Below are 14,095 nucleotides of genomic sequence, written 5' to 3'. Positions count from 1 at the left end.
TTTGCAACAGGCCCGGAACGCGATGCGCACGATGGAGTGCGAGCTTCGGGCCCGCGCACCTCCTCAAAACCCAGTAGAACTACGGGGTCTCAGACGCTCAGGCTCCTTTCAGAGCGTCCGCACATCGGCGATCTCTCGAACTATCTCCGACAGGTTGGACCGTGTTGCTCATAGTTCTGCTGCTCTGGGCTTGGATCCGCGAGTGACATCCAGCGCTCCAGGACATACTATGGCGCCTTGGAATCTAATTTCTTGTAGTCGAACCGGTGACGTCGCCGCTTCACATTCTGCTTCTTGAAAGCGATACCGGCGATGCGAAGCTCATCCAGGAGCTTCTCACCCCTCAATTTGCCTTTGAACTTACCCATGCTCGAACGCGGGAAGAATTCGCCGCAGCTCTGGGCGGGACTCGCTTCGACCTGATCCTTGCCGATTACAGTTTGCCGTCATTCGATGGGCTGTCCGCGCTCGAGCTTGCGCTGGCCCGGTCTCCCGACGTGCCGTTCATCTTCGTCTCTGGCAGCATCGGTGAAGACGCGGCAGTCGAAGCGCTCAAACGGGGTGCAACGGATTATGTTCTGAAGACGCGACTCTCGCGCCTGGTGTCGGCGACTTGGCGCGCCCTGCGTCAGGCGGAGCAGCGCGCCGATCTCGAAGCAGCGCAGCAATCCTTGCGGCGAAGCGAGATTTATCTGGCCCAGGCCGAGCATATTGCACATGTCGGATGGTGGGAGCGCGACTTCGCGACCCGCCGCGTTTCACTTTCGGACGAGACCTGCCGAATCTTCGGCGTGCAACGGGTCGATCTGCCGGGATGGCATGGACGCTGGCTGGAACTGATCCACCCCGAAGACCGCTCGCGAGCAGCGGAGGCCGCAGCAGCGGCGCGCGTACCTGGGGGCCCGCGCTACGACATAGAATATCGGATCATTCGTCCGGACGGCTCGCTCCGCCTGGTGCACAGCCAGGGCGACGTCAGCTGGGACGATTTGGGACGCCCGCTCCGTCAATTTGGCGTGATGCAGGATATCACCGAACTGAGGCAGGCCAAGCAGGATCTCCGCGCGAGCGAGATGCGCTTCCGCACCTTCGTGGATCACGCAACCGACGCCTTCTTCCTGCTTGACGATCAGTCGACCGTGATCGATGCGAACCGCCAGGCCTGCGCAGACCTTGGCTATACAAGGCAAGAACTGATCGGGATGCATCGGCGGGACTTCGATGTTGCGCTGGATGAGGCATCCATCGAGAGACTCAAAGACCGCGTCGTCGCCGGAGAAGCCGTCACTTTCGAGACGCGCTATCGGCGCAAGGACGGCAGCACCTTCCCAGTGGAGGCGCACGTCGGCCATTTTGAAGAGAGCGGACATCGGTTTTCCTGCGTGGCGCGCGATATCACGGAGCGCAAGCACGCGGAGCAGGCCTTACGCATTAGCGAAGAACGGTTTCGTACGCTCGTTCAGTTCTCGTTCGATGTCTATTGGGAAAGCGACGCGCAGCATCGGTTCACTCGCCAGGAGTTCACCGAAAGGCTCACGGACGCCCCTGCCCCCGGCTCCGAGATCGGCAAGACCCGCTGGGAAATTCCTTACGTCGAACCTGACGCGGAGGCTTGGCGCAAGCATCGCGAGACGCTTGATGCTCACCTGCCCTTTCGAGATTTCGTGCTTGCTCGTCCTACAGCTGACGGCGGTAAACGCTTCGTGTCCGTGTCCGGGCTGCCGGTGTTCGATGAAGCTGGACGTTTTGTCGGTTACCGCGGTGTCGGGCGTCACATCACGGAGCAAAAAAAAGCGGAGGAAGCTCTCCGACGCAGCCAAGCCTATCTGGCCGAAGCGCAAAGGCTCAGCAACAGCGGCGCTTTCGCTTTCAACAAAGAACGCTCTCTGTATTGGTCGGAACAGCTCTACAGGATCTGGGGATTCGATCCGGAAGACGAAATTCCCAGCCGCGACGCCTGGTGGCAGAGAGTGCATCCGGACGATCGCGACAACGCCCGCCAAGAGCTCCAGAATGCATTGCGCGAAAGGCACGACTTTGCGATGGAGTACCGAATCGTTCTTCCGGATGGCACGCTCAAGCACCTTCGAACGATCGGTCACCCTTTTTATACTGCTGCCGGAGATCTCGTCGAAGTTGTCGGAACCACGCTCGATGTGACCGAGCGAAAACGGGCACAAGCGGAGCATCAGCGACTGCGGGAGTTGGAGGCCGATCTCGCGCACCTCAATCGGCTGAGCATCATGGGAGAGTTGACGGCCTCGCTTGCCCACGAAATCCTGCATCCGATCGCCACCGCACGCAATAACGCTCGTGCAGGAATGCGCTTCCTGGCCATGAACCCGCCCAATCTCCCCGAAGTGATGGACGCACTCGCCTGTGTTGTCAGAGATGCCGACAGGGCCAAAGACATCGTCGCGCGAATTCGTGATCATATCAGAAAGAAGCCCCCTCGAAAGGAGCGCTTTGAGATCAATGACGCGATCACGGAGGTGATCGTGATGGCCCGAAACGTGGTGGACATGAACCATGTGTCTGTCCGGACCAGCTTCAGGGACCCGATGCCCGCCCTTTGGGGTGACCGCGTCCAAGTGCAACAGGTCATCCTCAACCTTCTTCTGAACGCGGCTGAGGCAATGAGTTCAATGGAGGGATCACGCCAGTTATCGATCAGCACCGACTTCAGCGAGCCGGACGGTCTGTTGGTCGAGGTGCGTGACTCCGGACCAGGGCTTGCTCAGGAACAACTTCAGGACATCTTCAAAGCGTTCTACACCACAAAGCCCAGCGGCATCGGAATGGGACTGTCGATCTGCAGATCGATCGTCGATGCGCATGGCGGCCGACTTTGGGCAGAGGCCAATCACCCTCGCGGCGCCGTGTTCCGGCTGACTTTGCCGGCGGCCGAAGCCGGCTCATGAATAGTCCACGGACGGCTGCTCGGAATTGAGTGCCGAACGCAAACAGCGTTCTAGCTGATCGTCGTCCACGGGCTTACAGAGGTAGCAGATCACGCCGCTCGCGAGCGCGCGGGTTCTTGCGACTTCATCCGGGTACGCGGTCACCAGAATAGTCGGAATCCTGCGGCCGGCATTGGTCAGATGCGCATGGAGCTCAGCGCCGGTCATGTCAGGCATATTGACATCGGTGACCAGGCAGGCCGTTTTGGCGAGAACGGTTGAGGCCAGAAAGCTCGCAGCCGACGGAAACGCCTCGACGGAGTAGCCCAGCAGCCCGACGAGCTTTCGCAGAGATTCGCGAAAGGGCTGGTCATCGTCGACAATCGAGATCAATCCAGGTCTCGGCATTGCAGTTTCCAGCGCATCGCGCGCCGGGCCCCTGCCAGCGCCCTTGCGCGCAACCGGAAGTCTCTGCCGGGCTTTGCCACAAAGCAATGGTGACGCTGCTAAGCCATGGCTTAGCCGAACGAACCTTCGTACCAGGTCAGAATGGGGCTGTTCTTCCCGATGGAATACGACTAGGCTCCTGTTGGCACGCAGAGGTAACACCTTTTCTCCAGATTGGGGTACCGCGAATGCCGGACACAAGCCCCAGTGTCCTGATCATTGACGATGATGCCGAGTTTCGCGACTCGGTAGGCCGATTGTTGCGGACCGTCGGCTTGAATGCTCGTCAATTCTCGTCTGTACCCGATTTTTTCAGCGCTAATCTCGAGCCCGAGGGTCCGACCTGCCTCGTTGTCGACGTGAGAATGCCGGGACCGAGCGGGTTCGATCTTCAGCGAGAACTTGCGGCGGCCCACAGGAATTTTCCCATCGTCTTCATCACTGCGCATGGCGACATCCCGATGACGGTGCGGGCAATGAAGGACGGCGCCATCGAGTTCCTGACCAAGCCGTTTCGTGATCAGGATCTTCTTGATGCGGTCGCGACCGGCCTCGAGCGCGACCGCGCCCGTCGCGAGAGTGAGAAGGCGCTCCATGAGATCAGGGACCGGTTCGAGAAGCTCAGTGACCGGGAGCGAGAGATCATGATCCAGGCTACGGCCGGCCGTCTCAACAAGCAGATCGCGAATGATATCGGCATCACCGAATCGACGGTGAAAGTTCACCGAAGCAACCTGATGCGCAAGATGAAGGCCCGTTCGCTTCCGGAATTGAGCCGTATGGCGGATTTACTCAAGCTTGGAAATTGACCAGCAACCACCGCGCCGGGCCAGACCATTTCCGCTCTGCATCTGCCCGCCCGATTGAGCCTTCGCTTATGTTTCTGATCTCCTCCGGCAGTGCACGCGCTTGACCAGCTTTACGCCCTAAACCTTCGCTTACGGTCCTCAACCACCGGCCAGCTGCGCTGCACCCGGGCGCAATCGACTGCTGCGGATAAAGTTGCAAAGCTTGCATCACGGTTGAACCGAATGATCTAGGGATGCTGGTTCCGGGGATCGTCGGAGGACCGGTTGCCAATGATGAGCGCCCCGTGCTGATTCATTTTTGAGCGGGCACAGCTTTTTTATCAGCACCGAGGCACTAGGGCGGAGACGGAATTGACGTACTCTGCGACGCGGCCGACCAGTGAAAAGCGCGTGACGAAAACGCCCGCAGCCTGACGTCCAAAGGAGAGACAAAATGGACAATACAATGCGAGGCTCCGATCGCCGTGGTGCTATCGAGTCGTGCAGGTTCTGCGGCCGACGATTCGGGCTCGTCCGGTACTATTCCTGCGGGACGGCAATCTGCTCCCAAAAATGCGTCGAGCGCTTCAGGACGCGCTGCGAACATGACCGACATTGGGTGTTCCCGCACACGGGCAGCGTGAGCGTCTCAACGGCTCGCTCGCAGCCCCTCGAACAAACTCCAAGAACGTCGGGGGTTCGGGTTGCTGGAGCGCTACCGCTTTCCCCACATGAACCAAACCTGCGATATCTTCTCCAAACCTGCGCCTGAACATAATTAGACGAATAATCCCGTCCGATTTTGCCCACGACGGAATCGGTCCTTCCCGGATCCCTTGACGCTATTCAGTCCGGCAAGCGGCGCGCTCTTCGAGTACGAGGCCGCGCAGCGGTTCCTTGGCGTAGCGGGCGTGGAAGCCGCCGGGCGCGCGCATCCAGTTCCCGAGGTCCATGCCGATGAAGCAATCGGGTTCGACGAATTCCTGGCCAAGTCGACCGCCCTCAAGGACGTGACGCAGATAGCCGACGCGTCGGACACCATATCGCGGGTAAAGCAGGCCCGATGTATCGATCACGAAAGCGGTGGACGGCGCCCAGATTTGCTGCAGGTTGTCCCAGACATCGGTCTTGTAGTCGTGGATATGTCCCGAGCAGATCGTCACCTCCCCGGCCGTCGACAACATCTGGCGCAGCCGGTTGCGATGCTCGGGATATAGCGAGCCTTGCGTCGGCTTGTCGTCCGTGGCGCTCGCGAGATAGAGCGGCTTGTGCTGGAAGATCATGAGGCGCCGCCCGTCCCTCGCGCTGGCTGCGGCTCGAATCATCTCGTTCTGCTCGGCTTCGGCGGGCAGACCGCTGCCGAACAGCATCGAGTTCAGCCCCAGAAGGCGCAATGACGTTCCGAACTCCCGTACCCAGAAATCCGCGCCGAAATGGCGGATAAAGGCCTCGCGCCGCTCGGCCGTGATGACACTCTCCCCGCCCCTGACGTCCGGCAGGCTGTTTCCGATATCGTGGTTGCCTGGGACGAAGAGGACCCCTCGCTTGATCCGGCGGAATTGCTCTGCGGCGAAAGCGAGCTCGTCCTCAAAATCGGAGCCGTCGGTCGTCATGTCGCCGGAGCAGACGATGAGGTCGTATTCCTCCGCGGCCAGAAGGTCGACGAGCAGCTCCCAATTGTGATGGAAGAACGGACGACGGCGGCTCAGATGGGTATCGGAAATCTGCACGATGCGTGATGCGAGCGGCGACGTCATGACGATGGCCTTCCCTTCGAAGCCACGACCAGCTTCGTGACATAGAGCACGTCGAAGGAGCCGGAACCGTTCCAGCGATCCAGTATCTCTGCGAGGCGAGAAAGATAAGCGGTCTCGCCTATCTCGCGGATCGCCTGTTGCGTGATGGTGGACGACAAACTGAAGATAATGAACACGTCGCGTTCCATGGGCATCCGCCAGCCGAAAGCGTGCTCCTGCACGTCGCTTGCGAGTGCGAGTCGCCGCAATTCGTCCGCAACATCCAGCGTCGCATAGCGGCCGCTGCCAGCCGGAAAGGTGTTGCGCCGATAGCCTTGCACCGTGTCTTCGTGCAATTGCTCATAGGCGGCCAGAAAGGGACTGTCCCACCAGCGCCGCACATTCTGCACGATCGCGAGTTGGCCATCTTCGCGCAGGCATCGGAACGCCTGCTCATAGAACACCGGCCGGTCAAACCAGTGCGCCGCCGTCGCTGCCGTCACGAGCGCGAGACTGCGGTCCGGGAATGGCAGGTTTTCAGCGGCTCCAGCGACGAAGGACAGGTTCGGGATGTCGCGCGAGGCCGCTTCTGCTGCACGTCGCATATCCGCGCTGGGCTCGACGCCGATGACGCGAGCTTTAGAAAGCGTTTGCGCCAGTTGGCGGCTGAAGATGCCGGTGCCGGCGCCGACGTCTGCCACGAGGTCACCCGCTTGCGCCGATAAGATTGCAAGCGCGGCAGGCGGATAATGCGGCCGCGCGCGATCGTAGCAATTGGCGAGCCCGTCATAGGGGCTTTCGCTTTGCAGATTGAGGTGGCCCTGCGTCATCCCGATCACTCCAGTAGCTTGCGAACATCGGCGGTCAAAGCAGGCATCGTCTCGTCGGCGGTCTTCTTGCCGGTGACCACGGCCTCGGTATGCCGTTTGATCACGTCGATGATCTTGACCGCGTTCGGCCCCGGAAAGGCGTACCAACCCGTCAGGATCGGAACCTGGGCGATGTTGGCCTGAAAATTTGCATTGGCCTTGTAGAAATCGCCGAGCAGTTCGGGCGTGTTGATCGCGATGCTGTTGCTCGGCAGATAGCCGGTATGTCGGGCCATGATGGTCTGGCCGACCGGGCCCGTGGCAAACCTGATATATTTCCACGCCGCGGCCTGCTTCTGCGGATCCCTGGTCAACATGACCGCGAGATTGCCCCCGGCCGGAAGCCGTCCATCAGCCACACCAAGCGGAAAGCGCAAGGTCCGCAGCTCGAAGGATTTGCCGACCTGTCGTATCGCCGTGCCAAGATTGGAGCTGGAGTCGGCGAAGATGCCGATCCTGCCGGCCATGAATGCCGATCGCGACTGGCTTGTCGGCAGGTTCGGCATCTTCGCCTTCGCGAAAAGCTCCAGCGTTTCGAGCGCGGCCTTCCCCGGCGGCTGATCGAAGGCGATAGCCTTCTCATCCGGCGACATCATGCTTCCGCCATTGGCGAACAGCAGGCTCTGGAACATCCAGTTGCCGGTGATGTCCCACTGGAAATAGAAGCCGACGATGTTCCGCCCGGGATCGTCGATCTTCTCGCCGAGTGCGACGATATCCTGCCAACGCGTCGGGAAGGCGTTGATGTCGACACCGGCCGCTCTGACCAGATCGGCATTCAGATAGAGGAGAGGCGTCGAAACCGCGAAGGGAATGCCAAAGGTCTTGCCGTTCAATCCTCCAGCCCGCAGCATGGCCGCATCGTAGCCGAGCTTGCCCGCGCCACCGTCGTGCGCGATGAAGGGATCGAGCGGAACGGCGATGTCGCGGTCGACCAGACTGCGTAACAAATTGAGTCCCTGAAACGTCACGTCCGGAAGGTCGCCGATCATGGCGCTTCGGATGATGCTCTGCGAGGCGTCTTCGTAGTTCTGCGCGGCGGTGAGAAACTCGACGGTGATATCAGGATTTTCCTTTTCAAAGCGCTCCTTGATCTCCTGATGCGCCTGAGCCGTCGTCCGGTCGAAGGCATAGAGCACCTGTAGATTGGTGGCGTGGGCGAGGCTCGTCGCCCATCCGATCAGTCCGCAAACAACAAAGGTCGCCAAACAGGTCCGCATCGCACGTCCGCCAGATCGTTATTTCAGGGAAGCCGAGGTCAGCCCCTCGATAAACCACCGCTGGGCGACGATGAAGGCAAGCACGAGCGGCAGGATCACAAGCACCGCTCCGGCCATCAGCGGGCCGTACTCGGTGCTGGCCTCGCCGCCGCGGAAGATGACGACGCCGAGCGCCGGCGGCATCAGCTTCGGCGACTTTACCGCAATCAGGGGCCAGAACAGGTCGTTCCAATGCGCGACGACGGAGAGGATCGAGAAGGCGACGATGGCCGGCATCGCCATCGGCAGCATGATGCGCCAGACGATCGCGAGTTCGGAGAGACCATCCAGTCTCGCCGCATGGACGATCTCATCGGGAATCAATCTGAAGAACTGCCGGAACAGGAAGATGCCGAAGGGGGAGACGACAAAGGGGAAGATCAGCGCGGCATAGCTGTTGAGGAGGCCGACGCGGTAGCCGAGGATGAAGAGGGGCACCGCCAGCACCTGATGGGGAATCAGCAGGCCGACCAGGACGAGGCGGAACAGGAGATCGCGACCGGCGAATTCCAGCTTGGCGACCGCATAGGCGCAGGGAGCGCAGATCAGGATCTGCAGCGCCAGGATCGAAGCGCAGACGAGGACGCCATTCGCCATGTAGCGCGGCAGCGCCGCCGCCGTCAGTGCCTTCGCGTAGTTCTCGATTACGTACCAGTGCTGGGGCAGGAGCGAGAAGGAGCTTCGGAATATCTCTTCCGGAGGCTTCAGCGACAGGCTGATCATCCAGACGAATGGCAGGAGCATCAGCCCGCTGCCGGCAAGCAGCAACGCATGACGCGCCATCGCTACCGGCCACGACAGTCGATGATCGGCCCGGCTCATTGATAGTGCACCCTGTTGTCGATGAGGCGGGCCTGGATCAGCGTAAGGGTTATCGCGATGACGAGAAAGACCACGGTGATGGCGGCGCCATAGCCGGCTCGCAGGAATTCGAAGCTCTCCCGATAGAGGGTATGGAGCAGCAGCTCGGAGGCATGGCCTGGGCCGCCCTGGGTCAGGATCTGCACAGTATCGAAGGCTTCGAAGGCCCTGAGCGCCACCACAACGACGACGAACATGGCGATAGGACCCAGCATCGGCAGGGTCACGGTGATCAACCGGTCGAGCCACTGGTCGGCGCCGTCGATGTCGGCCGCGTCATAGAGGTCCTGCGGAATGCTCTTGAGGCCCGCGAGGAACAGCACCATGGCAAAGCCGAGATTCTGCCAGATGCCGATGACGGCGAGCACCGGCAGCACCGTCGTCTCATCGCGCAGCCAGTTGGCGGTAGGCAAGCCGACCGCCGCGAACGTGTTGTTGACGAGGCCGATGGTGGGATGAAGAAGCGCCTCCCAAACGGTCGCCATGGCCGCAAGCGTGGCCATGAATGGCAGAAAGTGGACGGCGCGATAGAAGCCGCGCAGGCTATCACCGCTCTCGATCAGCAGCGCGATGGCAAGGCCGCCGAGGACGGTGCCCGGCATCACGATTGATACATAGATGGCCGTGTTGCGCAGCGAAGCGAGAAAGATGTCGTCCGCGAAGATTGCCCTAAAATTCGCCAGGCCGATAAAGTTCAAGCTCCTGGCGCCGAACTGCCAGTCAGTCACCGCGATGGCAACGATCGCAACCACCGGCAGAATGAAGAGCACGAGCAGCAGCGCCATCGCGGGACCGGCGAGCGCGACGGCTGCAAACACCTCGCCAGGCCTGCGCCTCGGGAGCGCCCTTACCTGTCGTGTACCGTCTGGCTGGCGCGAGGACGCGTCGTATGAAGGAGCGTTCACCGCACTCATCGCACATACTCGGCTCTGGCCACGGCCCTCATGCCGCTGACGACGGCGACAGGTCGGCGGTCGGTAGCAGCGCGAATGCGCCGTCCGTCCGATGCAAACAGCAACATCCGTTCGGCGTGCACCGCCAGATGGATCTGCTCGCCGATGCCGATATGTGGCGCTTGCGCCGCATCGAGCCGCGCGATCACAGGTTCGGCCTGTCCCGCTCCTTCGAGATGGATGTAGAGATCGGAGCCCAGATGTTCGACGAACCGCACCCGTCCGGCCAACAACTCCCCTTCCGCGCCCGGAGCCACGAGCGTGAAGGCTTCCGGCCGGATGCCGAGAACAACCGGGCTACCCGGCGGCTGGGCCGTTTCAATCGGAAGCAAACGGCTGCCGACATGAACCTGCCCGCCCTCGCCGACGCGAGCTTCGATCATGGTGATCTTGGGCGAGCCGATGAACTCGGCCACGCGCCGCTCGGCCGGATCGGCGTAGATCTCCAGGGGTCGACCGACCTGCCGCAGCTTGCCGTCGAGCATCACGGCGACGCGGTCCGAGAGTGTCATCGCCTCGGCCTGGTCATGCGTGACATAGACAAACGTGATGCCGAGCCTGCGATGCAGCTCCTTGATTTCCGCGCGCATGGTGACGCGCAACTTGGCATCGAGATTGGAGAGCGGCTCGTCCATCAGGAATACCGACGGACGGCGCACCATCGCACGGCCGACCGCGACACGCTGGCGTTGGCCGCCGGAGAGCTGACCGGGCTTGCGGTCAAGGACATGCTCGATCTCGAGCGCGGCCGCCGTTCGGCACACATCCTCCTCGATCTGACGGAGCGCGGCTCGCGTTCCCGCGAGAAGACGGCCCACGATTGGCAATCGCTGCAACAGCGTCAGCCGACGCATCTTCAACGGCAGCGCCATATTGGCCGCGACCGTCATGTGCGGGTAGAGCGCGTAGGACTGAAAGACCATGGCGACGTCACGCTGCTTCGGGCGCAGCCCGTCGACGGCAAGCCCGCCGATCGCGACGCCACCGGAATCCTGAGACTCGAGACCCGCGATGACCCGCAGAAGCGTGGACTTTCCGCAGCCCGACGGCCCGAGCAGCGTGAGAAATTCCCCGTCCTGGATATCGAGAGAAACGGCATCCAGCACGGGATTGCCGCCATACCTTTTCGATAGCCTGTCAAGGCTGATCGCTGCCATCCTTGATATTCCGCTCTGCGCTCAAGTCCCTCTCGACTTGGCGATAAAATCTGTCTAGACAGGTTTTGCAACAAGCGGATGACACTCAGACCTGCTGATGCCAACAAAGATTCAGCAGGCGTCTTGTGGCAGTGCCGGTCCTGTTGGGGAATCATCGCTACAAGGCCTGATCCATCCTGATTCGAGCGAACGTGCGGATGCGACCCAAACCGTCGGCAGACTCTCAAGACCCCCTGTGGAAGCGGCTTGAGCACAAGCTGCTGCAGGATATTCGGGGCGGCCGCTTCGACAGTGCAGGACGATTACCGTCCGAGCACGAGTTGGCCGAGCGCTTCGGCGTCAACCGCCATACGGCACGTCAAGCCATCGCCGGCCTCGTCCAGCGCGGGATCATCTTCAAGCGCAAGGGTGGCGGCTCCTATCTCGTCCCCGCCGTGATCGACTATGAGATCGGAGAGCGCACGCGCTTCAGCACCAACGTTGCCCTGCAGGGTCGCGAGCCCAGCCGCACGCTTCTGGAGGTGAGCGAGCGCAAGGCTCACGATCGGGCATGCTCGGCACTGGCCATGGCCGACGGGGAAATGTCGATTTTTATTCGGGTCATCGGCGAAGCGGACGGCATCCCGATCAGCATTGGCGACACATACCTTCCCGCCCGCCGGTTTCAGGGCTTCGGTGAGTTGTATCGCGAGACCATGTCGATCACGAAGACACTCGCCCGTTACGACGTTCACGATTATACCCGCGAGATGACCCGCGTGATTGCGCGCAACCCTTCTGAGGAGGAGGTCCGGCATCTGCGACAATCAGTCGTGACGCCGATCCTTGCTGTCGAAAGCGTCGACATCGATCGCGACAGGCGTCCGATCGTCTACCACGAAACTCGGTTTGCAGGGGAACGTGTTCAGTTCGTGGTGAAGCACGGCGAAGCAGACCTGTCAGGCTTCGAGAAGCAAGGCTGACGTCCTCAGTCCCAAATGGCCGACGTAAACCTACTACGTCGCCCTATCCTTCGTGATGAGCGATGATAGTCCTGCGGACCTTGACGGCGTTGAGCGCCCAAGCGCCAGCGCAGCTATCCTCCTTGGGAGATTTCTCGGATGCTGTTGTGCTGCGCGCGTTCGGCGGGGTTCAACCGATTTGAGGACTCTGTGACCTGCGATTAGCGGGAGGCCGAACGCAAGATCTTCCCGCAAAACGCGCCTGCATCGCGTATAGAAGCATCACGCTGCCAACCGCGGAGAGGCGTGGCGACACTTGCGCTTCCGATAGAACCGCTACTCGTGGAATGGCTCGATAGCAGCGCGGCACCTGTTCGGCCCTACCCGTGCGGCCGCGGCCAAAGATTACGCGCTGCTGCGAAAGCCGTGCCCAACCGCGGCGCCGAAGCGCCCGACCACAAACGGCCGTCTCAGATCGGCCAATCGGTATCCGCCTGGCGGTGTTGCCAATCGTGAATAGCAACCTTTGGTGGCCGTGCCATGCTGTTATAATCTGGAGGGACGACAGCTAGGAGCGTTGTCATGAACATCGAAAGGATGCACTCGCCAAGATATTTTCGCAGACGGGCTGAGGAACTCAGCAAACTAGCCAGGCACGCACCGATGCCAGAGGCAAAGAACTCTGATCATCGGCAGCGCCGGCATCGGCACATTGCAATCCCACGGCTGTGCAAGTCTGGGCTTTTCGCAATAGCCTTGGCGGTCGCTTTGCCGCTGCAGACTGTCGGAAGTTCAGCTGAGACGATGGGATTACCCCAGGTATTAGTTGTGGGAACAAAGGAGGCGCCTCCCTTCGCGATGAAAGACCAAAGTGGCAAATGGACGGGCATCAGCATCGATCTTTGGAATCGAGTCTCCAACCAGCTGGGATTGCAATATCGCTTTGAAGAGACCGACACCGTTCAGTCGCTGATCGATGGGCTGAACGAGGGCCGATATGATGTCGCCGTAGCTGCTATCACGGTGACAGCCGAGCGAGAGCGGAAGGTGGATTTCACGACTCCCTATTTTCACACCGGGACCGGCGTAGCCGTACAGAGCGACCGTATCGCAAGCTGGCTACCCGTTTTTCATTCAATCACATCCTACAGTTTTCTGCAGGCCATCGGCGCCCTACTCGGCCTGGCTCTTCTCGCCGGGGTTCTCATCTGGCTATTCGAGCGTCGCAGCAACGAAGGATTCGGCGGCGGGATGATACGCGGACTCAGCTCAGGAGTGTTCTGGTCCGCCAATGCGATGACGCAGCGCGCTGACGCTAGCGTGATTCCAATGACTTTGGCCGGACGAGTGGTGGCCGTCATTTGGATGGTGGTCTCAGTAATTGCAATCGCAGTTTTCACGGCCGGTATCACCTCGACGCTCACCACGAAGCGGCTGCACGGCATGGTGAACAGCGCCGCTGATCTTTCCAGCGTACGCGTGGGAGTCGTGCAAGGAACGGCGACCGAGGAAGCCCTTATGGGAATGCGGATAAGGTATAAGACCGTGATCTCACCTCAAAAGGGCTTTGACGCGCTAAAGAATGGTTCGATCGACGCCCTCGTCTATGACAGGCCTATTCTTGCATGGATGATCCGCCGAGGCGGACTCACAGCTGATCTCAGCGAGGTGACATTTGAGCCTCAGGACTACGCGATCGCATTGCGGCGCGACAGCCCATTGCGCAAGCGGATCAACGTCGTATTGCTTGACACGCAGGAGACCGACTCGTGGAAGGAAGTTTTGTTCCGTTACCTCGGGCGGACAATGAATTGAACGGGCGTGGGCTCCACGAGTGGCCCGACGTGGGCAGCGATCGTAGGCTGAGACTACTATCCGGCTGGTGAAGGACTCGAGTTAGGATAACGCGGACCACCGCGTCAGCTTTGCGCCCAGGCGATGTGTTCCGGTCCCGGGGTACGGAAGCATGTCTCGCTTGATGCTGGTCCGGTCCTTCGGTGGCAATGAAGGCGTCTCGACCAGTATGCCCAATCACGTATTGCGCTTGGTGCAAACCGTCGGTCTCGTGACTAGACACTGGGTCGGCCACATGCTCGCGAGCTTGCATGCGCATTCCTCCTAACGATCTGGTCCTGCACGGCGATGCCGGGCGTCGTGCCCCCTTGAGTTGCCGATCGGCAGGTT

11 protein-coding genes are annotated in these 14,095 nt (G+C 60.8%); 4 read left to right on the top strand and 7 right to left on the bottom strand.

What is annotated here, in order from left to right; genetic code table 11:
* Positions 1–266 precede the first annotated feature (266 nt).
* Positions 267–2,921, top strand: a complete 2,655-nt coding sequence (locus tag ACQR1W_RS18675) for a PAS domain S-box protein (protein WP_434852162.1) — start codon at positions 267–269, stop codon at positions 2,919–2,921.
* On the opposite strand, the gene ACQR1W_RS18670 is transcribed toward ACQR1W_RS18675, so the two are convergent.
* Positions 2,916–3,293, bottom strand: coding sequence for a response regulator transcription factor (locus ACQR1W_RS18670; protein ID WP_434852161.1), 378 nt, complete (start codon positions 3,291–3,293; stop codon positions 2,916–2,918). The two genes, ACQR1W_RS18675 and ACQR1W_RS18670, sit on opposite strands and share 6 nt — an antisense overlap.
* A gap of 242 nt (positions 3,294–3,535) precedes the next feature.
* On the opposite strand from ACQR1W_RS18670, the gene ACQR1W_RS18665 reads away from it, so the two are divergent.
* The gene (locus ACQR1W_RS18665) at positions 3,536–4,156 is read left to right on the top strand and encodes a response regulator transcription factor (protein WP_434852160.1); all 621 of its coding nucleotides are present in this window, start codon (positions 3,536–3,538) and stop codon (positions 4,154–4,156) included.
* 821 nt (positions 4,157–4,977) lie between these two features.
* Here the strand turns inward: ACQR1W_RS18665 and ACQR1W_RS18660 are convergent.
* The 6 genes from ACQR1W_RS18660 to ACQR1W_RS18635 are packed head-to-tail and all read right to left on the bottom strand — an operon-like array spanning position 4,978 to position 10,970.
* Positions 4,978–5,892 (bottom strand): metallophosphoesterase family protein, encoded by a 915-nt coding sequence (locus ACQR1W_RS18660; protein WP_434852159.1) that lies wholly within the window; start codon positions 5,890–5,892, stop codon positions 4,978–4,980.
* On the bottom strand, positions 5,889–6,701 hold the full coding sequence (locus ACQR1W_RS18655) for a class I SAM-dependent methyltransferase (RefSeq protein ID WP_434852158.1): 813 nt from the start codon (positions 6,699–6,701) through the stop codon (positions 5,889–5,891). The genes ACQR1W_RS18660 and ACQR1W_RS18655 overlap by 4 nt, the downstream gene beginning before the upstream one ends.
* 5 nt (positions 6,702–6,706) lie before the next feature.
* Positions 6,707–7,960, bottom strand: a complete 1,254-nt coding sequence (locus ACQR1W_RS18650) for an ABC transporter substrate-binding protein (RefSeq protein ID WP_434852157.1) — start codon at positions 7,958–7,960, stop codon at positions 6,707–6,709.
* An 18-nt stretch (positions 7,961–7,978) separates the two neighbouring features.
* Positions 7,979–8,821 (bottom strand): carbohydrate ABC transporter permease, encoded by an 843-nt coding sequence (locus tag ACQR1W_RS18645; RefSeq protein ID WP_434852156.1) that lies wholly within the window; start codon positions 8,819–8,821, stop codon positions 7,979–7,981.
* Positions 8,818–9,774 carry a carbohydrate ABC transporter permease gene (locus ACQR1W_RS18640; RefSeq protein ID WP_434852155.1) on the bottom strand — a complete coding sequence of 319 codons (957 nt, stop codon included), beginning with the start codon at positions 9,772–9,774 and terminating at the stop codon, positions 8,818–8,820. Before ACQR1W_RS18640 ends, ACQR1W_RS18645 begins: the two co-directional genes overlap by 4 nt.
* A complete protein-coding gene (locus ACQR1W_RS18635; RefSeq protein WP_434852154.1) occupies positions 9,771–10,970 on the bottom strand; it encodes an ABC transporter ATP-binding protein in 1,200 nt (399 codons plus the stop codon). Before ACQR1W_RS18635 ends, ACQR1W_RS18640 begins: the two co-directional genes overlap by 4 nt.
* 197 nt (positions 10,971–11,167) lie before the next feature.
* On the opposite strand from ACQR1W_RS18635, the gene phnF reads away from it, so the two are divergent.
* Together phnF and ACQR1W_RS18625 are read left to right on the top strand one after the other, a co-directional pair.
* A complete protein-coding gene (phnF, locus tag ACQR1W_RS18630) occupies positions 11,168–11,932 on the top strand; it encodes a phosphonate metabolism transcriptional regulator PhnF (RefSeq protein WP_434852153.1) in 765 nt (254 codons plus the stop codon).
* Between the two features lie 735 nt (positions 11,933–12,667).
* Positions 12,668–13,726 carry a transporter substrate-binding domain-containing protein gene (locus tag ACQR1W_RS18625; protein ID WP_434852490.1) on the top strand — a complete coding sequence of 353 codons (1,059 nt, stop codon included), beginning with the start codon at positions 12,668–12,670 and terminating at the stop codon, positions 13,724–13,726.
* Positions 13,727–14,095: the final 369 nt, after the last annotated feature.

Source organism: Bradyrhizobium sp. HKCCYLS1011 (assembly GCF_051167795.1).
In the GTDB taxonomy this organism is placed as follows: domain Bacteria; phylum Pseudomonadota; class Alphaproteobacteria; order Rhizobiales; family Xanthobacteraceae; genus Bradyrhizobium.
This window is presented reverse-complemented; position numbering and strand designations above follow the sequence as displayed.

Excerpts from the sequence above, each read along its gene's own strand:
- ACQR1W_RS18665 (WP_434852160.1), top strand. The coding sequence starts at position 3,536 with ATGCCGGACACAAGCCCCAGTGTCCTGATCATTGACGATGATGCCGAG.
- ACQR1W_RS18660 (WP_434852159.1), bottom strand. The coding sequence starts at position 5,892 with ATGACGTCGCCGCTCGCATCACGCATCGTGCAGATTTCCGATACCCAT.
- ACQR1W_RS18655 (WP_434852158.1), bottom strand. The coding sequence starts at position 6,701 with ATGACGCAGGGCCACCTCAATCTGCAAAGCGAAAGCCCCTATGACGGG.
- ACQR1W_RS18650 (WP_434852157.1), bottom strand. The coding sequence starts at position 7,960 with ATGCGGACCTGTTTGGCGACCTTTGTTGTTTGCGGACTGATCGGATGG.
- ACQR1W_RS18645 (WP_434852156.1), bottom strand. The coding sequence starts at position 8,821 with ATGAGCCGGGCCGATCATCGACTGTCGTGGCCGGTAGCGATGGCGCGT.
- ACQR1W_RS18640 (WP_434852155.1), bottom strand. The coding sequence starts at position 9,774 with ATGAGTGCGGTGAACGCTCCTTCATACGACGCGTCCTCGCGCCAGCCA.
- ACQR1W_RS18635 (WP_434852154.1), bottom strand. The coding sequence starts at position 10,970 with ATGGCAGCGATCAGCCTTGACAGGCTATCGAAAAGGTATGGCGGCAAT.
- phnF (WP_434852153.1), top strand. The coding sequence starts at position 11,168 with ATGCGACCCAAACCGTCGGCAGACTCTCAAGACCCCCTGTGGAAGCGG.